This is a genomic window from Halomonas sp. NPDC076908, from assembly GCF_050269715.1.
GTDB lineage: Bacteria > Pseudomonadota > Gammaproteobacteria > Pseudomonadales > Halomonadaceae > Vreelandella.
This window is the reverse complement of record NZ_JBNNIW010000003.1, coordinates 22571-45286: the sequence shown is the minus strand read 5'-3', so window position 1 is coordinate 45286 and position 22716 is coordinate 22571. Positions and strand designations below refer to the sequence as shown.

At 51.9% G+C, this 22716-nt stretch carries 21 protein-coding genes; 17 read left to right on the top strand and 4 right to left on the bottom strand.

Annotated elements, in window-relative coordinates; translation table 11 throughout:
- Positions 1 to 6: 6 nt before the first annotated feature.
- Together msrA and ACQKE4_RS02415 are read left to right on the top strand one after the other, a co-directional pair.
- A complete protein-coding gene (msrA, locus tag ACQKE4_RS02420; RefSeq protein ID WP_427386737.1) occupies positions 7 to 642 on the top strand; it encodes a peptide-methionine (S)-S-oxide reductase MsrA in 636 nt (211 codons plus the stop codon).
- On the top strand, positions 632 to 1174 hold the full coding sequence (locus ACQKE4_RS02415; protein WP_427386736.1) for a c-type cytochrome: 543 nt from the start codon (positions 632 to 634) through the stop codon (positions 1172 to 1174). Before msrA ends, ACQKE4_RS02415 begins: the two co-directional genes overlap by 11 nt.
- A 26-nt stretch (positions 1175 to 1200) precedes the next feature.
- Here the strand turns inward: ACQKE4_RS02415 and can are convergent, their stop codons facing one another.
- Complete coding sequence (can, locus tag ACQKE4_RS02410) at positions 1201 to 1848, bottom strand: carbonate dehydratase (protein ID WP_427386735.1); 648 nt, start codon at positions 1846 to 1848, stop codon at positions 1201 to 1203.
- A 183-nt stretch (positions 1849 to 2031) separates the two neighbouring features.
- On the opposite strand from can, the gene gorA reads away from it, so the two are divergent.
- The 10 genes from gorA (at position 2032) to yidD (ending at position 11233) form a co-directional block, all read left to right on the top strand.
- Entirely contained in the window at positions 2032 to 3414 is a 1383-nt protein-coding gene (gene gorA, locus ACQKE4_RS02405) for a glutathione-disulfide reductase (RefSeq protein WP_427386734.1), read from the top strand.
- 164 nt (positions 3415 to 3578) lie between these two features.
- Entirely contained in the window at positions 3579 to 4157 is a 579-nt protein-coding gene (gene ectA, locus ACQKE4_RS02400) for a diaminobutyrate acetyltransferase (protein WP_427386733.1), read from the top strand.
- Between the two features lie 188 nt (positions 4158 to 4345).
- On the top strand, positions 4346 to 5614 hold the full coding sequence (gene ectB / locus ACQKE4_RS02395) for a diaminobutyrate--2-oxoglutarate transaminase (protein WP_427386732.1): 1269 nt from the start codon (positions 4346 to 4348) through the stop codon (positions 5612 to 5614).
- Between the two features lie 116 nt (positions 5615 to 5730).
- Positions 5731 to 6123 carry an ectoine synthase gene (locus ACQKE4_RS02390; RefSeq protein WP_427386731.1) on the top strand — a complete coding sequence of 131 codons (393 nt, stop codon included), beginning with the start codon at positions 5731 to 5733 and terminating at the stop codon, positions 6121 to 6123.
- 345 nt (positions 6124 to 6468) lie between these two features.
- Positions 6469 to 7305: an ATP-dependent zinc protease family protein gene (locus tag ACQKE4_RS02385; RefSeq protein WP_427386730.1), complete on the top strand. Its 837-nt coding sequence runs from the start codon at positions 6469 to 6471 to the stop codon at positions 7303 to 7305.
- 38 nt (positions 7306 to 7343) lie between these two features.
- The gene (locus ACQKE4_RS02380; protein ID WP_427386729.1) at positions 7344 to 8867 is read left to right on the top strand and encodes an inactive transglutaminase family protein; all 1524 of its coding nucleotides are present in this window, start codon (positions 7344 to 7346) and stop codon (positions 8865 to 8867) included.
- The gene (locus ACQKE4_RS02375) at positions 8864 to 9847 is read left to right on the top strand and encodes an alpha-L-glutamate ligase-like protein (protein ID WP_427386728.1); all 984 of its coding nucleotides are present in this window, start codon (positions 8864 to 8866) and stop codon (positions 9845 to 9847) included. The genes ACQKE4_RS02380 and ACQKE4_RS02375 overlap by 4 nt, the downstream gene beginning before the upstream one ends.
- A gap of 73 nt (positions 9848 to 9920) precedes the next feature.
- Positions 9921 to 10376 carry a transcriptional repressor gene (locus tag ACQKE4_RS02370; protein WP_427386727.1) on the top strand — a complete coding sequence of 152 codons (456 nt, stop codon included), beginning with the start codon at positions 9921 to 9923 and terminating at the stop codon, positions 10374 to 10376.
- Positions 10377 to 10388: 12 nt separating this feature from the next.
- The gene (hisI, locus tag ACQKE4_RS02365; protein WP_427386726.1) at positions 10389 to 10901 is read left to right on the top strand and encodes a phosphoribosyl-AMP cyclohydrolase; all 513 of its coding nucleotides are present in this window, start codon (positions 10389 to 10391) and stop codon (positions 10899 to 10901) included.
- 2 nt (positions 10902 to 10903) lie between these two features.
- Complete coding sequence (gene yidD, locus ACQKE4_RS02360; protein WP_427386725.1) at positions 10904 to 11233, top strand: membrane protein insertion efficiency factor YidD; 330 nt, start codon at positions 10904 to 10906, stop codon at positions 11231 to 11233.
- A 44-nt stretch (positions 11234 to 11277) separates the two neighbouring features.
- Here yidD and ACQKE4_RS02355 read toward each other — a convergent pair whose 3' ends face one another.
- Together ACQKE4_RS02355 and ACQKE4_RS02350 are read right to left on the bottom strand one after the other, a co-directional pair.
- Positions 11278 to 11697, bottom strand: coding sequence for a SufE family protein (locus ACQKE4_RS02355; protein ID WP_427386724.1), 420 nt, complete (start codon positions 11695 to 11697; stop codon positions 11278 to 11280).
- Positions 11698 to 11736: 39 nt separating this feature from the next.
- A complete protein-coding gene (locus tag ACQKE4_RS02350; RefSeq protein ID WP_427386723.1) occupies positions 11737 to 12924 on the bottom strand; it encodes a tyrosine-type recombinase/integrase in 1188 nt (395 codons plus the stop codon).
- A 237-nt stretch (positions 12925 to 13161) separates the two neighbouring features.
- Here ACQKE4_RS02350 and ACQKE4_RS02345 point away from each other — a divergent pair, with 237 nt between their 5' ends.
- A complete protein-coding gene (locus ACQKE4_RS02345) occupies positions 13162 to 14214 on the top strand; it encodes a DNA-binding protein (RefSeq protein WP_427386722.1) in 1053 nt (350 codons plus the stop codon).
- A 76-nt stretch (positions 14215 to 14290) separates the two neighbouring features.
- Here ACQKE4_RS02345 and nfuA read toward each other — a convergent pair whose 3' ends face one another.
- Complete coding sequence (nfuA, locus tag ACQKE4_RS02340; RefSeq protein WP_427386721.1) at positions 14291 to 14914, bottom strand: Fe-S biogenesis protein NfuA; 624 nt, start codon at positions 14912 to 14914, stop codon at positions 14291 to 14293.
- 314 nt (positions 14915 to 15228) lie between these two features.
- Here nfuA and metH point away from each other — a divergent pair, with 314 nt between their 5' ends.
- The 4 genes from metH to ACQKE4_RS02320 all read left to right on the top strand — a co-directional run bounded on the left by metH (position 15229) and on the right by ACQKE4_RS02320 (position 22631).
- A complete protein-coding gene (metH, locus tag ACQKE4_RS02335; RefSeq protein WP_427386720.1) occupies positions 15229 to 18924 on the top strand; it encodes a methionine synthase in 3696 nt (1231 codons plus the stop codon).
- A gap of 3 nt (positions 18925 to 18927) precedes the next feature.
- Positions 18928 to 20253 carry an MATE family efflux transporter gene (locus tag ACQKE4_RS02330; RefSeq protein WP_427386719.1) on the top strand — a complete coding sequence of 442 codons (1326 nt, stop codon included), beginning with the start codon at positions 18928 to 18930 and terminating at the stop codon, positions 20251 to 20253.
- A gap of 178 nt (positions 20254 to 20431) precedes the next feature.
- Entirely contained in the window at positions 20432 to 22084 is a 1653-nt protein-coding gene (locus tag ACQKE4_RS02325; protein ID WP_427386718.1) for a nitrite/sulfite reductase, read from the top strand.
- Positions 22077 to 22631 carry a DUF934 domain-containing protein gene (locus ACQKE4_RS02320; protein WP_427386717.1) on the top strand — a complete coding sequence of 185 codons (555 nt, stop codon included), beginning with the start codon at positions 22077 to 22079 and terminating at the stop codon, positions 22629 to 22631. Before ACQKE4_RS02325 ends, ACQKE4_RS02320 begins: the two co-directional genes overlap by 8 nt.
- Positions 22632 to 22716: the final 85 nt, after the last annotated feature.

Here is a 22716-nt window from a genome sequence, read left to right as displayed (position 1 = left end):
GGCGATATGTCGCTATTTTCGAGTAATGAGAAAGTATTGCCTGGACGCGAGGCTCCTATAAAAACGAGTGAAGTACATACTATTAATGGCCATTCACTGCATCCGCCGTTTCCGGAAGGCCATGAAGAAATCGTGTTTGGCATGGGCTGCTTCTGGGGGGTAGAACGCCTTTTTTGGCAGCTCCCCGGGGTCTATGTGACTGCGGCTGGCTATGCTGGTGGGCAAACGCCCAATCCTACCTACGAGGAAACATGTACAGGGCGTACCGGCCACACTGAAGTTGTCCGCGTGATTTATGATCCCCAACGAGTGGCGATTGAAACGCTACTGCAGGTTTTTTGGGAGGAGCATGACCCCACCCAGGGTAATCGCCAAGGAAACGACATTGGCTCCCAGTACCGCTCTGCTATCTTTACCACCAGCCAAGCACAGCTTAGTGCAGTTGAGCAAAGCGCTGCTACTTTTCAGCAGGCGCTTGATAAAGCTGGCAAAGGGCGTATTACCACTGAAATTAAGCCACTGGATACGTTCTATTACGCTGAGGATTATCATCAGCAGTATCTCGATAAAAACCCAAACGGCTACTGTGGGTTAAAAGGCACAGGCGTGACCTGTCCCATAGGCGCTCAGCATGCCGGTTGATTCTCCATCTCTATTTAGAAGACAGCAGCCGGTCAAAATAAGCGCGCTAGCCAGTGTGTTGTCGCTGCTCTTCGTTGCTCCGCTGTCTTGGGGAAGCGACGAAGCAGCACCCGTGCTCACGATGCCACAGAGTGTTAGCGAAACACCTTTCTCAAGTGAGCGGGAAGCGGTGATTTGGCGTAGAGAAGAGCTGAAAGACATAGAGAGTTTGTTGCGTCAATTGCGCTTCGATCTGGTTAATAATCAGGATGCTGACGCTGCTACGCCGCGCTTGGTTGAGCTTCAGGAGCGTGCCAATGCCCAGCACTTATTACCCGCTTTTATAGCAGGCACCCATGGTAGTGGGTCAGAGGCAAGACCGTCTATCTGGGAAGAGTGGGATGCGTTTAGTGCTGGATTTGCTGACCTTGAAAGCAAGGTTGGGAACTTGGTTGAGGCCACTCAAGAGGAAGATTACCGAGGAGCAGCAAGGGCGTTGTCAGAGGTAGCAACAAGCTGTCGAAGCTGTCATCGCGCCTACCGTTTTAATTAGTAAAACGGCAGGCGCTGCAAAAGGGATTAATCGCCTTTTTGCAAACGGTCGATGCGGTAGAGAGTTTCAACTTGCTCTAAACCGCTGATCGTGCAATTGAGATCTTTAACACGGCCATCGCTCAAACCGTATACCCAGCCATGCACTGATATTTTCTGGCCACGCTGCCAGGCGCGCTGCAAGATTTTGGTGCGGCACAGGCTATTCACCTGGGCTTTAACGTTGAGCTCACACATACGATCAATCTGTTCATTCATGGGCAGGTGATCAAGGGTGTCTCGGTGGCGGGTGTATTGTTCGCGCACAGAGTGTAGCCAATAATCAACCACGCCACACTCACCTCCCATCATGGCAGCCTTAATGCCGCCGCAACCATAATGTCCGACAATCATTACATGGCTGACCTTCAGTACATCGACCGCATACTGAACCACTGAGAGGGCATTCATGTCGGTATGATGGAGCAAATTGGCGACATTACGGTGGACAAAAACTTCACCAGGCGGGAGCGCAATGATTTGATTAGCGGGCACGCGGCTATCTGAACAGCCAATCCATAAATAATCGGGGTTTTGCTGATTGGAGAGGCGCTTAAAGTACTCGGGGTCTTCTTCGCACATGCGTTCAGCCCAGGCGCGATTATTATCCAGTAGCGTCGCAATAGGGTCAGACATAGGGTCTCCAATGAGGTTAAGAAAAAGCCGGAAAACGGACCTTAAAACAGCAAAGAGTTTAGGCTGTGGTAAGTATAAAATAGACGAATGGTTTTAACCTTCCCCAGCGGCAAGGTCAACAAGCTCGGCTCGGGAGCGGGGCGGATATGAGCGCCCTGAATGCTAAATGAATAGGAGTAAACGATGACAGACGTTACTAAATACGAATACGACCTTCTGGTCATCGGGGCAGGTTCTGGCGGCGTCCGCGCCGCGCGAATGGCTGCGGCGACAGGTGCTAAGGTGGCTATTGCGGAAGATCGTTATCTGGGTGGAACCTGCGTCAATGTTGGCTGTGTACCCAAGAAGCTTTATTCCTATGCAGCACACTTTCATGACAGTTTTGATGATGCAGCTGGCTTCGGTTGGCAGCTCCCTGGCCCAGCAAATTTCGATTGGGCTACATTGCGTGATAACAAAATTAGTGAAATAAAACGCCTTAATGGAATCTATCAACGCCTATTGGAAGGTGCTGGCGTCACCTTGTTCAATGCTCGAGCCCAGGTAGTGGACGCCCACACGGTAATGCTAAAAAACGAACAAAACGACACGCCCGTAACAGCACACAAAATTTTACTGGCTACGGGTGGCTGGCCATGGATACCCGATTTTCCTGGCAGTGAACATGCATTAAATTCAAATCAAATTTTTGATCTGGATAACTTTCCTAAGCGGTTTCTAGTACTTGGAGGCGGCTATATTGCCGTTGAGTTCTCAAGTATTTTTAATGGGCTGGGAAGCGAAACGCACCTGATTTACCGCGGGGAGCTGTTTTTAAAAGGGTTTGACCAGCAAGTGCGCGAATTCACCTGTGCTGAGATGGAACGAAAGGGCGTAAATCTTCACTTCAACACTAATATTGAGCGTATTGAGGCTACCGAGACTGCCTATAACGTTTACCTCACCACGGGTGAGGTGCTTGAAGTAGATGTGGTGCTTGCCGCCACTGGCCGACACGCTAATGTAAGCGACCTAGGCTTGGATGCCCTCGGAATAACTTTGGACAGGCAGGGTAAAATCCCGGTCAACGAGCGTTTTGAAACGGCCCTGCCTTCGATACTTGCACTAGGTGACTTAACCGCAGGGCCAGAATTAACCCCGGTTGCATTGGCAGAAGCTATGCAGTTAGTGGATCACCACTTTAGCAATACGGTGCCCAAACCGTTGGATTACAGCACCATTCCTACCGCTGTTTTCTGTCATCCTAATATCGGCACAGTGGGGCTTTCCGAAGAGGCCGCACGCGAAAAATTTACCAACATTCGCGTTTACAGCACTGATTTCCGCGCCATGAAGCACACATTATCGGGTAGTCACGAACGCACTTTAATGAAGCTGATAGTGGATGATGCAACAGATGTCGTGGTGGGCGCTCATATGGTGGGGGAAGAGGCTGGTGAAGTGATACAGGGTATTGCGATCGCTGTACGTGCTGGCTTAACAAAAGCGGATTTTGACCGTACCGTTGGCATTCATCCTACGGGTGCAGAAGAGTTTGTTACGTTGCGGACACTGACGCGCAGATAGTCAGTATCAAAGCTGTTATTCAATATTTATGTTTCAGTGAGCGGGCGAGGCGGTTTCACATAACAATAAATTATGCAAAATAGGGTGATGAATAATATGATTTTTGAATTGCTCATAATCAGCTGTTATAATAGTGCTCAAATTCGCCACAGCGAAGCATAACCATGAGTACACCCACGCAACCGTTTACACCTTCTGCCGACCTTGCCCGGCCCACCGTTGCTGACGCTGTGGTCGGTCATGCAGAGACGCCTCTCTACATCCGCAAGCCGAATGCAGACGATGGCTGGGGTATCTATGAACTTGTAAAAGCGTGCCCTCCGCTGGATGTAAACTCTGCATACGCCTACCTGTTGTTAGCGACACAATTCCGAGACACTTGTGCAATTGCGACCAACGAAGAGGGTGAGATCGTGGGTTTCGTTTCCGGTTATGTAAAAGACAATGCGCCAGATACCTACTTTTTATGGCAAGTCGCGGTAGGGGAGAAAGCGCGTGGAACCGGCCTTGCTCGTCGTTTGGTTGAAGCAATCATGTCGCGGGACGAACTTGATGATGTACACCATTTAGAAACGACTATAACGCCTGACAACCTTGCCTCATGGGGGCTGTTTCGTCGCTTGGCTTCGCGCTGGCAAGCGCCACTAAATAGTCGCGAATATTTCTCTACCGAACAGCTCGGAGGAGAGCATGACCCGGAAAACTTGGTCCGTATTGGTCCCTTCCAAACAGACCGTTTCTAATTCGCTATCTAGTGCTTAAAACTGAGTGCTTAAAACTGAGTGCTTAAAACTAAGCGCTTAAACCTACCTAGCACTTAACAAGCAGTGCTGGAAGAGCAGTAGTGAATTAGTTAGCCCATTTTTCCCGTTCATGTTGCTCCGGGCTACCCACGCCTGATAGGCAAAATGATCAATTTAGGAGGTCGCCAATGCAGACCCAGACGCTTGAACGCATGGAATCCAATGTACGTACTTATTCTCGTTCGTTTCCGGTGGTATTTACCAAAGCGCAGAATGCGCGTCTAACCGATGAGAACGGTCGTGAATACATTGATTTTCTGGCCGGCGCGGGCACTCTGAACTACGGCCATAATAACCCGCATATGAAGCAGGCAATGATCGATTACCTATCGACAGATGGTGTTGTTCATGGCCTCGATATGTGGACAAATGCCAAGCGTGACTATTTGGAAACGCTTGAGGAAGTTATTTTCAAGCCCCGCGGTTTGGAATATAAAGTTCACCTTCCTGGGCCCACGGGCACCAATGCGGTTGAGGCGGCTATCCGTCTGGCTCGTGTAGCGAAAGGACGTCACAATATTGTGACCTTTACCAATGGTTTCCACGGCGTCACCATGGGGGCATTGGCGACTACCGGGAATCGTAAGTTCCGTGAAGCGACAGGCGGAATACCCACTCAGGGTGCTAGCTTCCTGCCTTACGATGGCTATATGGGTGAGCATACTGATACCCTGGATTATTTCGAAAAGCTGCTCAATGATAAGTCGGGTGGCTTGGATATCCCGGCAGGTGTCATCATTGAAACGGTGCAAGGCGAGGGCGGCATTAACGTTGCAGGCCTGGAGTGGCTAAAGCGTTTAGAAAGTATTTGTAAAGCACACGATATTTTATTAATTGTCGATGATATTCAGGCGGGCTGTGGCCGTACCGGTAAGTTCTTCAGTTTTGAACACGCGGGTATTACCCCCGACATTATCACTAACTCGAAATCGCTATCTGGCTTTGGTTTGCCATTTGCCCATGTGCTAATGCGCCCTGAACTAGATAAGTGGAAGCCTGGCCAATACAACGGTACTTTCCGTGGCTTTAGCTTAGCGATGGTGACAGCGACAGCGGCACTGAAGAAGTATTGGACCAATGATACTTTTGAGCGTGACGTTCAGCGCAAAGGGCGTATCGTTGAAGAGCGTTTCCAAAAGCTGGCGGCGCTGTTAACTGAAAATGGCATGCCAGCCACAGAGCGCGGCCGGGGCTTAATGCGCGGTATTGATGTGGTGTCAGGTGATATTGCTGACAAGATCACCAGTAAAGCGTTTGAGCATGGCCTGGTGATTGAGACCAGTGGTCAAGATGGCGAAGTAGTTAAATGCCTTTGTCCACTGACGATTACCGATGAGGACCTATTAGAAGGTCTGGATATTCTTGAAATGTGTGTCAAAGCAGTTGTTAGCGAGTAATCTAGCATTAACAACTAGTAGCAGTACTTACGAAGCATTTAGCTAGTATTGTTTAGCTTTTTGGTTAGGGATACAGCGGTTGGTAATCGCCAGCCGCTCTGCAACGGAGTAATCCTATGATCGTTCGTAATCTTGAAGAAGCACGTAAAACAGATCGTTTAGTGACCGCCGAAAACGGCAACTGGGATAGTACACGGCTTGTTCTGGCCAACGATAACGCAGGTTTCTCGTTCCATATTACCCGCATATTTCCGGGTACCGAGACGCATATTCATTATAAAAACCACTATGAAGCCGTATTTTGTTATGAGGGCGAGGGCGAAGTTGAAACCCTAGCCGACGGAAAAATCTGGCCGATCAAAGCAGGTGATATCTACCTGCTCGATCAGCATGACGAACATCTTTTACGCGGTAAAGAGAAAGGTATGACGGTTGCGTGCGTGTTCACACCGCCGATTACTGGTAATGAAGTACACCTGGAAGATGGCTCTTACGCGGCAACAGAATAGTGTTGCATGTTGAAAAAGCGCCCAGCTGAATAGAAAAAGCAGCCTTGCTGAAAGCGGGCTGCTTTTTTGGTTAGACGTCAAAAGACAGGTTCTCTTAAGTTCGACCTAAGTCCCGCTTTGTTCAAATATTCCTGTATGAATGCTCAAGACTGTATAATCTATGTAAACCATTTTGTTAGCATTAGGCGCTAGATTGCCCCTGGTGTTTCGTTCCCAGATGGTTCGCTTAATATATATTATGTTAAATCAAGTAAAGTGAGTGACCAAAAACCTGTGATGCCGTTGGACACTAGTCTCCCTTCTCCTTATCATTCTTCCACTTATTGTCCAAGGATATCTCTCGTTATGCGCCCAGGTGTTTTGTGGCTAATGGCTGGCTTGTCGCTTTTGATCGCAGGCTGTGCAGTCACCCAGCCGGAATCCAATGACCCGCCGCTGTTAAGCGAAGCGTCATTTAATGCTCGCATCCTGGAGTTGGAAAGTCAGTTAACGCAGCAATGTAATACTCAGGCTGAATTCCAGTCGCGTCAATTGGATCAGCAGCAGGTATTGACTGCTGATATGCGTGAAGTAGGCAGCCTGTTGCGCTATCTACGCCAAGATGTACAGCAGCTTGAGGCGCGTGACGAAGATCCCATCATCATTCGTGAAGAGTGTGAAGTTGATGACGTTTTAACCACCAAAACGCTGGTGGGTCGTAGCGAGTGGGTTGGTTTCCCTGAGGTTGGCACGTATCTTCAAGCGCGAGTCGATTCTGGTGCCAACACCTCGTCGCTTTCAGCCACAGATATCACCCGTTTTGAGCGTGATGGTGAAGATTGGGTGCGCTTTAAGCTCGCGCTTAACGAGGATGATGTGGTCGTTGAGTCTCAGCGAGATGAATGGATTGAGGCACCTATAGAGCGACGAGTGCGCATTCTTCAAGCCTCGGGTGAAGAGTCTCGTCCCGTTATTTCGCTGTTAATGACCCTAGGCCCTATTAGCGAAAATGTAGAATTTACCCTTAATGATCGTACTCACTTGGTCTATCCGGTGCTGCTCGGCCGCCGTTTCTTAATGGATATCGCCTTGATTGATGTGGCTGATACCTATTTGCATGATCGTCCCGAATTCCCTGGTGGTGAGCCAACCGATCAAGCTGCTGAAGATGAAGCAGCTGATGAAGATGATAACGAAGAGTAACTGCTCTCCCCTGGCGCTTCACGCTGAAAGGAATCTCCATGTCACGGTTAATGTTTTATATTATTGTCGGCTTGCTATTAATTGCGGGTATTGCCACCAGCGTGCACCGTCATGTGCAGTTTGAAATCCCTTGGTTACCTGGTGAACAGCGGCAGGTGTGGGAAATTGAGGCTGTCATTACCTTTAATGCCCAGGATGGTCCCGTACAGGTTGATATGGCGCTACCTTCTCATCAGGCAGGTTATCGTGTTTTAACTGAGAACACGGCGTCGTCAGGCTATGGACTTGCTTACAGGGCTGATGAATTAGGCCGCACTGCACAGTGGACTATTCGTAACGCGACGGGTGGTCAACAGTTGTACTACTCCGTTCAGATGTTGGTCTCACAAGACGCCCGTTCACCGGTTCAAACGCCACCTGAGCTGACGGCGTTAACACCATGGCAAAGTCCCTACGATTCAGCGGCTAGCCAGTTGATTGATGAAGCCTGGGCGCGTAGTGCTAATAACGCGACCTTTGCCCGTGAGCTAATCCGCGATATTAATGGTGATCGTCAGAGCGAGAACGCGCGATTACTGCTGACTCAGGAGAACCCAGCCGCCCTAGTCGTACGTCTGCTTAATCAGGCGGACGTGTCGGCCCGTGAAGTGAGTGGCTTGCTATTGGAAGATGGGCGTCGCCGACAAGCCCTAAGCAGCTGGATTCAAGTGTTTGACGAAGAGGGTGATCAATGGACGATTTTTCATCCTCTCACCGGCGAGCAAGGTCGGCCAGATAATCTACTGCTTTGGGAAACGGGTGGTCGTGCTGTATTGGAAGTTCAAGGTGGTTCGGGCTCACGGGTCTCTTTCTCAATGATGACCCATGATCAGCCTGCCTCAGCGGCCGTGCGCAATCATTACTCTGACAATACGCTGCTGAACTTCTCAATCCACAGCCTTCCGCTGGAGGAGCAGGCGCTATTCCAGACTATTTTGCTGATCCCTATCGGCGCCTTGATGGTGGTGTTCTTACGCGTATTGGTCGGGATCAAAACATCCGGTACCTTTATGCCTGTGTTGATCGCCCTCGCCTTTATTCAAACCACGCTGATGACGGGGTTAATTGGTTTTTTGTTGATTGTAGCGATTGGTCTGGTTATTCGTAACTATCTCTCTTATTTGAATTTATTGCTGGTAGCTAGGGTGTCGGCGGTCATCATTACGGTGATTGCCATTATCTCGATCTTTACCGTGCTGGCCTATCGAATGGGGCTTAGTGCGGGACTTACGATCACCTTCTTCCCGATGATTATCCTTGCCTGGACCATTGAACGGATGTCGATTCTATGGGAGGAAGAGGGTCCCAAGCAGGTACTGATTCAAGGTGGAGGGAGCTTGATAACCGCTGTTCTTGCTTACCTAGCAATGAACAACCCTTGGGTGCGCCACATCACGTTCAACTTCCTGGGTGTGCAATTAATCTTAATGGCGCTCATCCTCATTCTGGGCAATTACACTGGCTATCGCCTACTTGAGCTCCGTCGCTTCAAGCCAATTACTGACGACGAGAAGCCCTCATGAGTTGGTTAAAAAATTGGACTTGGCCAACGCGGCTGCGCAGCAAAGGCATCATTGGCATGAACCGGCGCAATATTCGTTATATTGGTCGCTACAATCGCCGCCGCCTATATCCGTTAGTGGATGACAAGCTTAAAACCAAACTGTTGGCACAGCAGCATGGGATTACGACGCCGGAGCTAATTGGCACGGTAACGACCCAGTTTGGCGTTAAGCACATAGGCCAAATGCTGACTGGGCACGCAGGCTTTGTTATCAAGCCAGCCAAAGGCAGCGGCGGTAAAGGTATTCTGGTGATTGAAAAAGTCCAGGATAATGTCTTTATCAAACCCAGTGGCATGCATCAAACGCTGACTGATATTGAGCGCCACGTCTCAAATATCCTTTCGGGTCTTTACTCACTGGGCGGCTCCCCTGATGTGGCGGTCATTGAAACGCTGATTAATTTCGACGAAAGCCTGATGGATTACACCTATGAAGGCGTGCCTGACATTCGGGTTATTGTTTTCAAAGGATACCCTGTAATGGCGATGATGCGCCTTTCGACCGCTGCGTCTGACGGCAAAGCTAACTTGCACCAAGGTGCGGTGGGTGTTGGCTTGAACATTGCCACCGGTGCTGCATTGCGGGCCGTTCAGTTTGATCGGCCCTGCTTCAGCCATCCGGACACCGGGCATGACTTAGCTAGTTTAGTTGTCCCTCAGTGGGAAACGCTGCTTAATTTGGCGGCAGGCTGTTATGAAATGACCGGCTTAGGCTACCTGGGTACTGACATGGTGCTAGACCGTAAATACGGCCCCATGCTTCTTGAGCTAAACGCGCGACCAGGCTTGGCCATACAAATGACCAATGGTGAAGGCTTACGCCGTCGCCTTGATCTGATTGAACGCCAGCCCGATGGAGTGCCTGTAAAGGAGCGGGTGGCGTTTGCCCAGCACCATTTTGCCCGGCAGAGTGAGCTGGTCGTTAACGAGCCTGTATAAAGCCCTGACACCTCTTTTGCTAGCGCGTAGACTAAAGCTAATACAGAGCTTAAGAACACTCAATGAGTTGCCCATGACCCACGCGAATACATTATTGCAGCAGGCGGAATCACAGTGCCATATTAATGGGGTGAGGTTTACCCCGATTCGGCGCCGCGTGTTAGAGCTGATAGCCGAAAATGGCGGCGGGCTGAAAGCGTATGACCTGTTGGATAAGCTATCTACAGAGCACGCGGCCGCCCGCCCGCCAACGGTTTATCGTGCGCTTGAATTTTTAATTGATCAGGGCTTGGTGCATCGTATCGAGTCGCAAAACGCCTACGTGGCATGCGCCTGCCCTGAGCATGCTCACGGCTTTCAACTACTTATTTGTCGTATGTGTGGTTATGTTGAAGAACTGCATTTAGATGAAATTAGTGCGCAGTTAGCCGCGCTGGCACAGCGCCAGGGCTTTAATGTTGAGCGCCAAACGATAGAGCTCCTAGGACTCTGCCAAGCGTGCCGAACAGCTAATTCATCGAACAGCTAGCGAGTAAGTGGTATGTCCCGATTTGATCAAGTTCCTGCCGAAGATTTGTTTAAACAGCTTGAACGCGCAACGACAGATGATCGCCTGCCCGCGATTGTCACACTACTAGATGCCGTACGCTTCAATGCCGACGGCCTTATCCCCGCCATTGCTCAGCAGCACGATTCAAAAGAAGTGTTGATGGTGGCTTGGATGAATCGCCAGGCCCTGGAAGAAACCTTGCAGACTCGCCGAGTCTGCTACTACTCTCGTTCACGGCAAACTTTGTGGCGTAAAGGTGAGTCCTCGGGGCAACAGCAACAGCTAAAATCAGCGGCCCTCGATTGCGATGGCGACACGCTTTTACTGCAGGTAGAGCAAACCGGGCCTGCCTGTCACACTGGGCGACGCAGCTGTTTCTATATTGCCGTGGCTAATGAGTTAGGTGACAAGATGGGGGATGAATTCGCTGATCAGCATGCAACTATCACAAGCGAACCGCTGATTGACCCCGATGTGCTTTATGGCAAAAAGACCGAGTCATAATCATGCTTCGCTGGAGAGCTGCGTTGTACGCCTGGCCGCGATGGCTATTGACAAAAGTAATGATTGGCGCTGTCCGCGTTTACCAGTATACGCTTAGCCCCCTTTTAGGCCCGCGCTGTCGCTTCTGGCCAAGTTGTTCTTCCTACACCATTGAAGCGATTCAGGTGCACGGGCCCTTCAAGGGTGGCTGGATGGCAGTCAGGCGTATTATCAAATGCCACCCCGGCAGCCCCGGCGGCATGGATCCAGTGCCTGGCGGGCGCAGCGAGCAGCTTTGCCGTGAAGATGAAGAGCTAGCAGCGCCCTCTTGCTGTGATCACCGCCCCCGCTAGACTTGATTTGGCACTCGAATTTCTCTCCCGTTTGGCTTTTTAGCCTACTGCTGTTGCTGGGCAACCGAATAAATTTTTTCCAGCATGGCATGTAGCCCATTACTACGCGTTGGCGAAAGGTGTTTATCCAGCCCCAGGTCGGCCAAAAAGTGCGGCTCAGTGGCGCGAATTTCAGCGGCCGTGCGATCGCTGTAGATTCTTAATAGTACGGCAATTAAACCAGAGACAATCGCGGCATCTGATGTTGCTTTGAAAAGCAGCTTATCGCCCTTCTCTTCATGGCGCATCCATACATTCGACTGACAACCTTGGATTTTAAAATCGTCGGTTTTCCAATCTTCAGGGAATTCAGGCAACTGTTTGCCCATATCGATAATGTATTGGTAGCGATCCATCCAGTTATCAAATATCTCGAAATCTTCGATCAGCTCTTGCTGGGCCTGCTCGGCGCCGGAAGTGCTCATGGTGCTTCCTTTTCGTTGGTCTCTTTTAGTACCGCTTATTTACGCATCTGCCCCATTATAACGGCTCGAGGGCGAATTGCTTAGCCGATGTCGCTGCTGCTCACTGTGCCACTCAATATCTTCGTTATGCAGATAGCGTGAGGTGGTGTCTAGGCGCGCATGGCGGGCGCTCTCTGCTAAATGGCGTAGGCTGATGCCCGATTGGGCCTGATGAGTAATCGAGGTGTGCCGTAACCAGTGTGGCGTTGCCTGGCGCAGCGCGGCAATATGCTGTGGCGGCCCGCTCTCTGCTTCAATTGTTTGTGCCGCCTGCTGAAAAGTGGCTTTAATAAGCCGATAAAGCTGATTGTGGCCAAGGCCGCGCTGACCATCCAGTGCACGCAGTAGCGGCGCATCCGCTTCTAACGCGCTTGGGTAGTGAGGCAACCCTAACGCTTGGCGCCACTGGCCAAGGCAACCCAGCATATCGTCGGGCAGCGGAATGCGTGCCACTTTGCTGCCCTTGCCCACCACATGCCACCACCATCGCCCTTCGCTACGTTGAAAATCTGACATGCGTGCGTCAGCCATTTCGCTAATCCGTGGTGCAAGCAAGTAAGCAAAGCCAAAGATAAATCGCAGTCTACTCTGTTCAAAATGGACACGATTGGCCTTCTCTATCGCCCTCTTTACGACCACTTCCTGCTCTACTGCTGCAGGTTTGTTCAACCACTGCCATAACCAAGCCCATAGATCGCTTTCCAGATAACGCTCAATACGGGGCGCTTGATTATTCAGGCGCCGCGATTTATCGCGCATCAAACGAAAGGGGTTGTGGTTGACCCACCCTGCTTCCACCAGCCAGGCAAACATGCCCTGCAGTATCACCAGGCTTTGGCGACGGCTGGCGGGCGATAAAGCCCCACGAAATGGTCGCCATGCTGGATGGGTACGTGACTTTGAAGGCCCAACCCACTGCTCGCTAGGCTGCGGGTCGGCTAAGAACGTCTCAAAGCGGCGCAATACCTCGCGGTCAATATCCGCCAGCGTGAGTTGTTGGCTAGCCAGCCAAAGCAGCAGCCGTTCGGACTCACGGCGGTATGCTTTCCATGTCTGTGGGCTGTCGGTGTACTCATCAAGCCATGCCATCACCGCCTGAGCATCATTTATCGCGCTAATACGTACGCCACTCGGCAACGCTTTTAGCACCAATTGCTGGCCAGTGGGTGTCACTAGATCGTTCGGCATACCCATCTCTACCCTGCTTTACGGCTTTATTTGATCCTCTGGTCTGAATTGTGCCGCTACAGTCCTATAAATTCAAGATAAGACGGGTAATCTTGAATTTATTGCCGTAATCATAAATAAAATTACGTATTACATAATACGTAATTATTGCTTTTTAGACGATAAGTCTCGACAATGCTTGTCTTGAAAGATGGCTTAAATCGCCCACAGCAGCATCTTAAGGAAAAGGACGCCACCATGGCTCGCAACGGCATTCAGTACAGTGATGTTCAGCACGCTATCGATACGCTGCTGACTCGCGGCGACACACCGAGTGTTCAGCGTATTCGCGATGTTTTAGGTACCGGAAGCTTTACGACGATTAGCGAACACTTCCGCCTTTGGCGCAGTGAGCGTGAACAAAATCGTGATGTGCCGCCCCCTAAAGGTGTGCCTGAAGTAGTGGTTACACTGGCCAGTGAGCTGTGGCGTGAAGCCCAGGAGGTGGCTAACCAGACGCTTCTCCACTACCGCGAAGAAGCTAATCGACAGGTGGAAGCTGCCCAGTTAGCAGTAGAATCGTCTGCTCAACAGGCAGCCAATGCGGAGCAGCGGGAAAGCGCCCTTGCAGAACACTTGCGCCATATTGAGCAGCGTATGGAGGCGTTAAGTCGGGAGCTGGCCGCAAGTCAAACGAGTGAAAACCATTGGCGCCAGTTAGCCGAAGAGGCTCGTGATCAAGTAAAGCAATTTGAACGGGATAAGCAGCAGTTAACTTCTCAGGCTGAAGAGCAAGCGCGAATGCAGTCAGCTGAATTTAAGCAGCAGCAGGCCACGTTTGAACAGCGGCTATCACAGGAAGAGCAGCGCCACGAAGCGGCTGAGGGCCGGTTAATGGCCATGCTGGATGCAGCCCAGCAAGCACGCGCCCAAGAGGAGAAGTCGCAACAGAAGCGCTTACAGCAGGCTGAGCAGCGCGCTGTTTCGTTAAACCAAGAGTTATCAACTGCTCAAAAAGCGCTGCACCAACAGCAGCTAGACGTTAGCAATCGTGAGAAACGGCTCAGCGAATCCCAGCAGCAAAGCGCCCACTTGCAGCAGCAGAATCTAGACCTATCGTCGCAGTTAGCTGAATTGCAGGCAGCGTTTGAGCGGCAGAAAGAGCAGCATGCCAAGCGAGATGAGCAGCAGGAAAAGGAGCAGCAGCAAGCGTGGCAAGAGAAGCTCTGGAATCGGATGGAAGCCTTGCAGCAACAGCTCACCGACCTGCCCGACTCTTTGACAGAAAAGCAGTCATTGCCAAAACGTTAACGTAGATTGCATAGACAAAAAAACGGCCACCTCGTCTGAGGTGGCCGTTTTATAGATCTACTGCCCTGAAGGCTTATTAACGATAATAAGCGTTAGTAGTATCCGTATGATCCGTGACATCGCGAATACCCGCAAGCTCGGGGATACGCTCCATTAGGGTTTTCTCAACGCCATCCTTCAGCGTTAAGTCAACCGCGGCGCAGCCTTGGCAACCGCCCCCAAAGGCCAGGATGGCGTACTGCTCTTCAGTGAGCTCTACCAGCTTGATCTCGCCGCCGTGTGCCGCTAAGCCTGGATTGATTTCGCTGTAAAGCACATAATTAACGCGATCTTCCAGCGGGCTATTGGCGTTGACCTTAGGCATCTTGGCGTTGGGCGCTTTAATGGTCAGCTGGCCGCCCATGCGGTCAGCGTTAAAGTCCACCACCGCCTCTTCCAAAAACGCCAAGCTGTTTTTATCGAGAAAGACATTGATTTTCTCGAGTTCCAGAGTGACATCGGTGGGTTCTTCTTCCCCGGGTCGGCAATAGGCTAGACAGGTTTCTGCGTAGGGCGTGCCTGGCTGGGTAATAAAGATGCGTACCGCAATACCTTCAACGTTCTGCTTTGCCAGCAGCTCTGCCAGGTACTCTTGGGCGCTAACTGTAATATCAATACTTTGAGTATCGATATTGGTCTCTTTTTCGCTAGTCGTGGTCATGAGGGCTGTCTTCCTCCCGTGGTAGTGGCGGCGCCACTTCACATGTCATTTGTCTCTATGGTAAGCAAAACGGCGCGCCGACACAATCCCGACTGTTTTAGTAGGCTATTTGCGTGCTACTTTTCAACGTTAGCGTTTGCATTGTGTTTACTTATGCAGCTTAAAGCTTCACTTATACATCGTAGAGCTATGCTCGAGGGGGCGTTTTGCACTCGCTTTTGTTATCATTGCGCGCCTTATAGTGACTGATGCTGCTTTTCCGACGATAACAACATCCCCTTTGACGACTGTGACGCTGGAGAACTTCCCCTGCCATGGCTGATAGTGCTTTGACCGCAACCCTCACCCAACGCCTTGCTGAACGTATCCTGATTCTGGACGGCGGTATGGGCACCATGCTGCAGAATGCCCAGTTGAGCGAGGAGGATTTTCGTGGCGAACGGTTCAGCGACTGGCCTTCGGATCTTAAAGGCAATAATGATCTGCTCGCACTCACCTGCCCTGATGTTGTCGCGCGCATTCACCGCGACTACTTAGAAGCTGGCGCGGACATTATCGAGACCAACACCTTTAACAGTACCCAGCTGTCCCAGTCTGATTACGGCATGGAAGCGCTGGTAGTTGAGCTCAACCGTGAATCAGCGCGCCTTGCCCGTGAAGTGTGCGATGCCGTTGCCGCTGAAACCGGCGTGCCCCGCTATGTGGCAGGCGTACTAGGCCCCACCTCACGTACCGCATCGCTATCGCCGGATGTGAATGACCCTGCCAAACGTAACGTCACCTTTGATGAGCTGCGTGAGAACTATTATGAAGCCGCCGAAGCGCTGATTGCTGGCGGTGCCGATCTGATCATGATCGAAACGATCTTCGACACGCTCAACGCCAAGGCCGCTATCTATGCCCTGGAAGAGCTGTTTGATGATCGCGGCGAGCGATTGCCGGTGATGATTTCCGGCACGATCACGGATGCCTCCGGTCGTACTCTCTCCGGGCAAACCACTGAAGCGTTCTGGAACTCTATCCGCCACGCTCAACCGCTCTCGGTGGGTTTGAACTGCGCACTAGGCGCCGAAGAGCTACGCCCTTACCTGGAAGAGCTGTCTACTAAAGCCGACACTTTTGTCTCTGCTCACCCCAATGCAGGGCTACCCAACGAGTTTGGTGAGTACGACCAAACGCCGGAAGAGATGTCGGAAATCGTCAGCGAGTTTGCGGCAAGCGGCCTGGTCAATATTATTGGCGGCTGCTGCGGCTCAACGCCTGAGCATATCCGAGCGATCGCCGATTCCGTGCGCGATATGGCGCCCCGAGTTATTCCAGAGCGCAGCCGCGCCTGCCGTCTATCGGGGCTTGAACCGTTTAATATTGAAGCCGACTCGCTATTCGTCAACGTCGGTGAGCGCACTAACGTCACCGGCTCGGCGCGCTTTAAGCGGTTGATCGTGGAAGAGGACTTCACCACGGCGTTAGAAGTCGCCCTTGAGCAGGTCGAAAGCGGCGCTCAGGTGATCGATATCAACATGGACGAGGGCATGCTTGAGTCCAAGGAAGCAATGGTGCGCTTTCTTAACTTGATCGCTGGTGAGCCCGATATCGCCCGTGTGCCGATTATGATCGATTCCTCCAAGTGGGACATTATCGAAGCGGGCCTGAAGTGCGTTCAGGGTAAAGCGGTGGTGAACTCCATTTCCCTGAAAGAGGGCGAAGCTGCCTTCCGTGAACAAGCTACCAAGTGCCGCCGTTATGGTGCTGCTATCGTGGTCATGGCCTTTGACGAAGATGGCCAAGCAGACACCTTCGCCCGCAAAACTGAAATTTGTCAGCGGGCCTATCGCCTGCTGGTCGATGAGATCGGCTTCCCCGCCGAAGATATCATTTTTGACCCGAATATCTTTGCCATTGCCACGGGTATAGACGAGCACAATAACTACGCGGTCGACTTCATTGAAGCCACCCAGTGGATTCGTGACAATTTGCCCCACGCGATGATCTCGGGTGGCGTCTCTAACGTTTCGTTCTCGTTCCGCGGCAACAACCCCGTGCGCGAAGCGATTCACTCGGCGTTTCTGTATCATGCGATTCGCGCAGGTCTCTCCATGGGTATCGTCAATGCCGGCCAGCTGGCTGTTTATGACGACCTACCCGCCGAGCTGCGCGATGCCGTAGAAGATGTAGTACTTAACAGGCGTAGTGACGGTACCGAGCGACTGTTGGATATTGCCGATAAGTTTAAAGGCGATGGCAGCGGCGCTCCTAAAAAAGAGGACCTGGAGTGGCGTAGCTGGCCGGTTAACAAGCGCATTGAGCATGCCCTTGTTAAAGGCATTACGGTCTATATCGAAGATGACACTGAGGAGGCACGTGCCCAGGCCGAACGCCCCATTGAGGTTATCGAAGGCCCGCTAATGGACGGCATGAATGTCGTCGGCGACTTGTTTGGTGATGGCAAAATGTTTTTGCCTCAAGTCGTTAAGTCGGCGCGGGTCATGAAACAGGCGGTGGCCTACTTGATCCCCTATATCGAGGCGGAGAAAAGCGAAGAGACCAAAGCCAAAGGCAAAATCGTCATGGCCACGGTGAAAGGTGATGTTCACGATATCGGCAAAAATATCGTTGGCGTGGTCTTGCAGTGTAATAACTACGAGGTGATCGACCTGGGTGTGATGGTGGCCGCCGATAAGATTTTGCAGGCCGCCAAAGATCACAATGCCGATATCATCGGCCTTTCGGGGCTGATCACACCATCGCTGGACGAAATGGTTCATGTTGCTAAAGAGATGCAGCGTCGTGGCATGGATCTACCGCTGCTAATAGGGGGGGCGACCACCTCGAAAGCGCACACTGCGGTTAAAATTGAGCCGCAGTACGATCACCCGGTGATTTACGTGACCGACGCCTCACGCGCGGTTGGCGTCGCGGGTAAATTGCTCACGCCTGCTTTAAAAACACCTTACGTTGCTGAGATTCGCGAAGAGTATGAAAAGGTACGCGAGCGCAACGCCAAGCGCCGCCCTAAAGCGGCGGATCTGGACTATACCCAGGCACGCAAGCGGCGTTTCCGCACCGACTGGAATAACCTCACGCCTGTTCAGCCAAACGTGATTGGTTTGAAAAGCTTCGACAACTACGACCTCGAAGAGCTAATCGAACGCATCGACTGGACGCCCTTCTTTATGAGCTGGCAGCTAGCGGGCAAGTACCCCAAAATTCTTGACGATAAGGTGGTTGGTGAAGCGGCGCGTAACCTGTTTGAAGATGCCAAGGTGATGCTGCGTAAGCTGGTTGATGAGAAGCGCGTTCAGGCCCGCGGTGTTATCGGCCTATGGCCCGCCAATAGCGTTGATGATGACGTCATTGAAGTGTACGCCGATGAGTCGCGTAGCGAAGTCGTTGAGCGACTGCATCATATTCGTCAGCAGACCACCAAAGGCCGTGACGGTATCTGCTATAGTCTGGCCGACTTCATTGCCCCCAAAGAGAGCGGCAAAGCCGATTGGATTGGCGGTTTTGCGGTGACTACCGGCCACGGGGTGGATGAACTCTCCAAAGCCTATGAGGCCGCGGGCGACGATTACAACGCTATTATGGTCCAGGCGCTGACGGATCGTCTTGCGGAAGCCTTTGCCGAACGGATGCACGAGCGGGTACGCAAAGAGTTCTGGGGCTATGTACCTGATGAAACGCTGGATAACGACGCCCTAATCGCCGAGAAATATCAGGGCATTCGCCCTGCCCCTGGCTATCCTGCTTGCCCGGATCACACCGAAAAAGCCACCCTATTCCGGCTGCTCGATGCCACCGAGAATACTGGCCTGGCGCTGACAGAGAACTTTGCCATGTGGCCAGCCGCGGCAGTTTCCGGCTGGTATTTTGCCCACCCTCAGTCGAAATACTTCTCTACCGGCAAGATTACTCGGGATCAGGTTGAAGCGATTGCAGCGCGTAAGCAGATGCCCCTTGAGGAAATGGAGCGCTGGCTCTCTCCAGTGCTCTCTTACGACCCGAGCTAATTAATGCTGTTTGTCTCTGGTCGCCATGGCAAGGTCATACGCTTAGCCTTTCCGATCATGTTGGGCATGCTGTCACAGAGCATGCTCAACTTGATCGATGCCGCCTTGGTGGGGCGTTTAGGTGAAGTCGCATTGGCGGGCGTGGGGGTCGGCGGTTATGCCATGTTTATGCTGACCGCTATTGTGTTTGGCCTCTCCTCCAGCGTGCAGTCACAAACCGCCCAGCACGAAGGCGCTACCCACACGAACATTGCTCAGCCGCTGCATTCGGGGCTGGTGATCGGGTTAGTCGTCGCCCTACCGCTTTCTCTCTTGGCGTGGTGGCAGGCACCTCTGCTTATTGGCTTGATTACCCAAACGGCTGATGTGCAAAGCGTTGCCGTGGAGTACTTTCGCTGGCGCGTGGTGTCATTAACGGCCATTGCTTTAACACTCTGTTTTCGCGGTTACTGGAACGGCCGACAACAGACGCATCTCTATTTGCGGATTATAGTGGCGGTTCATTTACTCAATGTTGTGGCCAGCGCTGGATTAATTTACGGTTTGTCTGGGCTGCCCGCAATGGGTGCCAGTGGTGCAGGTGCAGGCACTACGCTGTCACTGTTTGTTGGCTTGATTGTTTGGTATTGGGTCAGCATAAAAGACTCTCCTTGCTCAGCCCTTTTGACCTATTTGCCGAATCGAGCCACCCTGAAAGCCACGCTGGCGCTTGCTGTGCCTCACTCTATTCAGCAGCTATGGTTTGCTGCTGGCTATGCGGTTCTATTTTGGCTACTAAGCCAATTAGGCACGGCGAGTGTGGCGGTTGGGCATGTGTTGATTAATTTGTCGCTACTGCTGATTTTGCCTGGGGTGGGATTAGGCGTCGCCGCTATGAGCTTGGTGGGAGAGGCCATAGGACGCGATGCGCAAAAGGAGGCTCATCGCTGGGGGCTTGATGCCTTGAGTGTTGCTTGGCTACTGCTTACTATTCTGGCACTGCCGATGCTGTTAATACCCGAAAGCATCTTAGGGATATTTTTTGACAGTCAGGAATTGATTGCTTTAGGTAAGCTGCCACTCCAGTTAACCGGCATCATGATTATTTTTGACGCGGCCGCATTAGTACTCGCCCAAGCGCTAATGGGAGCGGGCGCTCAGCGTACGGTAATGACGCTTACGCTAGGCATGCAGTGGTTACTCTTTCTGCCCCTGGCGTGGTGGGTTGGTATTGAGCTAGACCAAGGCTTACTCGGCATATGGTTAATGCAATTGCTCTATCGTTTGCTTAACTCGGCTGGCTTTTTGTGGGTATGGCAGCGGCGCCAATGGCTCTCTCCTGCCCTTTAAGTGGTTGGCCAAGCTTGAGTTGAGCTTGAGCCATACTTGAAAGCAGTGCTCTAAATAGCTTTTAGAGATAAAAAGATAATTATATATTCTTTTGTAGAATATGACGCGCGCGTTAAGGTGACGCTACATTAACGTCCGTCTCAACGTGACCATTTCGCTTTTAGCAGGATCGTGCCACATGTACCGTTATGATATTCACGACCAAACCCTGGTCGATGAGCGCGTCGCGCAGTTTCGCGACCAAATGGAACGCTACCGCGCCGGGCGTTTGGGAGAAGAAGAGTTTCGCCCACTCCGGTTGCAGAACGGCCTCTATATTCAACGTCATGCGCCTATGCTGCGTATTGCGATTCCCTACGGCATGCTGGCAGGTAATCAACTGCGCGCGCTGGCGGAGATAACACGCCGTTATGACCGTGGCTATGGTCACTTCACTACCCGGCAAAATTTACAGTTAAACTGGCCTGCCCTTGAAGATGTGCCGGATATTTTGGCCGATCTCGCCAAGGTGCAGATGCACGCGATTCAGACCAGCGGTAACTGTATTCGTAATACCACCAGCGACCAGTTTGCTGGTATAGCCAACGATGAGGTGGAAGATCCGCGCCCTTGGTGCGAGCTAATTCGTCAGTGGTCTACCCTGCACCCGGAATTTGCCTACCTGCCGCGTAAGTTTAAAATTGCAGTTAGTGGCGCTAACCAAGACCGTGCCGCGATCCAGGTACATGATATTGGCTTGCGGTTATGGCACAACGCCGACGGCGAACTGCGTATCAAAGTTCTTGCTGGTGGCGGCCTGGGTCGTACGCCGATGATTGCCGACGTGGTACGTGAAGACCTGCCCTGGCAGCATCTACTGACCTACCTGGAAGCCTGCGTACGGGTTTACAACCAGTTTGGCCGCCGGGATAACAAGTTTAAAGCGCGGATTAAGATTCTCGTTAAGGCCTTGGGCATTGAAGAGTTCCGCCGCCGGGTTGACGAAGAGTGGGCACATTTAAAAGATGGCCCGCAAACGCTCAATCAAGCGGCCGTTGATGCAGCCAAAGTCCACTTCCCCGAGCCAGAGCGTCGCCCAGTGGCAGCCTCTGCAACGGAAGAGTTTGACCGTCTGCGCACTGAAAACCGTAGCTTTTCGCGCTTTGTGACGAACAACGTTACCGATCACAAAGTACCCGGCTATAAAGCGGTAACGCTGTCGCTAAAACGCCGCGAGCATGCCCCGGGGGATGTCACCGCTGATCAGATGGAAGCGGTGGCTGATTTGGCTGATCGCTACAGCTTTGGTGAAGTGCGCGTCACTCATGAGCAGAACCTGGTGCTTTCTGACGTGCCGGTAGATGAGTTGGAAGCGCTGTGGAAAGAGCTTGATGCCCTAGGCATGGCGAACCCGACGGTGGGCACCCTCAACGACATTATCTGCTGCCCTGGCGGCGACTACTGCAGTTTAGCCAATGCAGTATCGATTCCCATTGCTCAGGCACTGCAGGAGCGTTTTGAAGATTTAGACTTCCTGTATGATCTTGGCCCGCTGGATCTAAATATTTCCGGCTGCATGAACGCTTGTGGCCACCACCACGTGGGCCATATCGGCATCTTGGGCGTGGATAAAAAAGGTGAAGAGTATTACCAAATCTCAATTGGGGGTAACTCAACCGACGATGCATCGCTGGGCAAGATTCTTGGGCCATCGTTTTTCCGCTCAGATGTGCCTGATGTCGTTGAAAAAGTGCTCGAAGTCTATGTGGCCCAACGCCATGAAGATGAGCGCTTCTTAGACACTTACCGCCGTATTGGCCTAAAACCCTTTAAGGAGCGTGTCTATGCCTAAGCCTAATACACCTGATGAGACGCAAGCTGAAGCGGTTGAGCAGACGCCAGTGCATGTGGATCACCTGATTGCCAATGGCGAGCTGGCGACGGAGAACGCTTGGTGTGTCTCCTACGATGCAGAGGCCCTGCCCGAGCAGCGCCCAGCGTTTGTCCCGCTGGCGCTATGGCAAGCCAATCCAGACGACGCTGAGCTGGCGCCATTGTTGACGAGTGATACGGAGCTTAATACCGAATTAGCTCACCAACTAGCGAGTGCCAGCGCGATTGCTGTTGATTTTCCGGCGTTTACCGATGGCCGTGGCTACACCATCGCTCGCTTGCTGCGCGAGCGCTACGGCTATAGCGGTGAAGTTCGTGCTATAGGCGACGTATTAGTTGATCAATTGGACTACATGCGCCGCTGTGGTTTTAATGCCATGGCGCTACGCGATGATCAGCATCCCGAAGATGCCCTGCGTGCGCTAAGTTTTATCAGCGTTCGCTATCAGCCAGATGTGGAAGAGCGCCAAGCGCTATTTGAACGTCGGTTAGCCGACACTAAATAAGCGCTTATCTTCAACCGGCAAAGGTTGCACCTTTGCCGGTTGATTACTTTAAGGCGTTATTTCCTAATGCGATCTGCTGAAGCTT

Coding starts and splice junctions, on each gene's coding strand:
- ectB (WP_427386732.1), top strand. CDS start 4,346: ATGCAGACCCAGACGCTTGAACGCATGGAATCCAATGTACGTACTTAT.
- ACQKE4_RS02325 (WP_427386718.1), top strand. CDS start 20,432: ATGTACCGTTATGATATTCACGACCAAACCCTGGTCGATGAGCGCGTC.
- ectA (WP_427386733.1), top strand. CDS start 3,579: ATGAGTACACCCACGCAACCGTTTACACCTTCTGCCGACCTTGCCCGG.
- ACQKE4_RS02330 (WP_427386719.1), top strand. CDS start 18,928: ATGCTGTTTGTCTCTGGTCGCCATGGCAAGGTCATACGCTTAGCCTTT.
- ACQKE4_RS02320 (WP_427386717.1), top strand. CDS start 22,077: ATGCCTAAGCCTAATACACCTGATGAGACGCAAGCTGAAGCGGTTGAG.
- ACQKE4_RS02390 (WP_427386731.1), top strand. CDS start 5,731: ATGATCGTTCGTAATCTTGAAGAAGCACGTAAAACAGATCGTTTAGTG.
- nfuA (WP_427386721.1), bottom strand. CDS start 14,914: ATGACCACGACTAGCGAAAAAGAGACCAATATCGATACTCAAAGTATT.
- yidD (WP_427386725.1), top strand. CDS start 10,904: ATGCTTCGCTGGAGAGCTGCGTTGTACGCCTGGCCGCGATGGCTATTG.
- ACQKE4_RS02350 (WP_427386723.1), bottom strand. CDS start 12,924: ATGCCGAACGATCTAGTGACACCCACTGGCCAGCAATTGGTGCTAAAA.
- hisI (WP_427386726.1), top strand. CDS start 10,389: ATGTCCCGATTTGATCAAGTTCCTGCCGAAGATTTGTTTAAACAGCTT.
- ACQKE4_RS02415 (WP_427386736.1), top strand. CDS start 632: ATGCCGGTTGATTCTCCATCTCTATTTAGAAGACAGCAGCCGGTCAAA.
- gorA (WP_427386734.1), top strand. CDS start 2,032: ATGACAGACGTTACTAAATACGAATACGACCTTCTGGTCATCGGGGCA.
- ACQKE4_RS02355 (WP_427386724.1), bottom strand. CDS start 11,697: ATGAGCACTTCCGGCGCCGAGCAGGCCCAGCAAGAGCTGATCGAAGAT.
- ACQKE4_RS02380 (WP_427386729.1), top strand. CDS start 7,344: ATGTCACGGTTAATGTTTTATATTATTGTCGGCTTGCTATTAATTGCG.
- ACQKE4_RS02385 (WP_427386730.1), top strand. CDS start 6,469: ATGCGCCCAGGTGTTTTGTGGCTAATGGCTGGCTTGTCGCTTTTGATC.
- ACQKE4_RS02370 (WP_427386727.1), top strand. CDS start 9,921: ATGACCCACGCGAATACATTATTGCAGCAGGCGGAATCACAGTGCCAT.
- ACQKE4_RS02375 (WP_427386728.1), top strand. CDS start 8,864: ATGAGTTGGTTAAAAAATTGGACTTGGCCAACGCGGCTGCGCAGCAAA.
- ACQKE4_RS02345 (WP_427386722.1), top strand. CDS start 13,162: ATGGCTCGCAACGGCATTCAGTACAGTGATGTTCAGCACGCTATCGAT.
- msrA (WP_427386737.1), top strand. CDS start 7: ATGTCGCTATTTTCGAGTAATGAGAAAGTATTGCCTGGACGCGAGGCT.
- metH (WP_427386720.1), top strand. CDS start 15,229: ATGGCTGATAGTGCTTTGACCGCAACCCTCACCCAACGCCTTGCTGAA.
- can (WP_427386735.1), bottom strand. CDS start 1,848: ATGTCTGACCCTATTGCGACGCTACTGGATAATAATCGCGCCTGGGCT.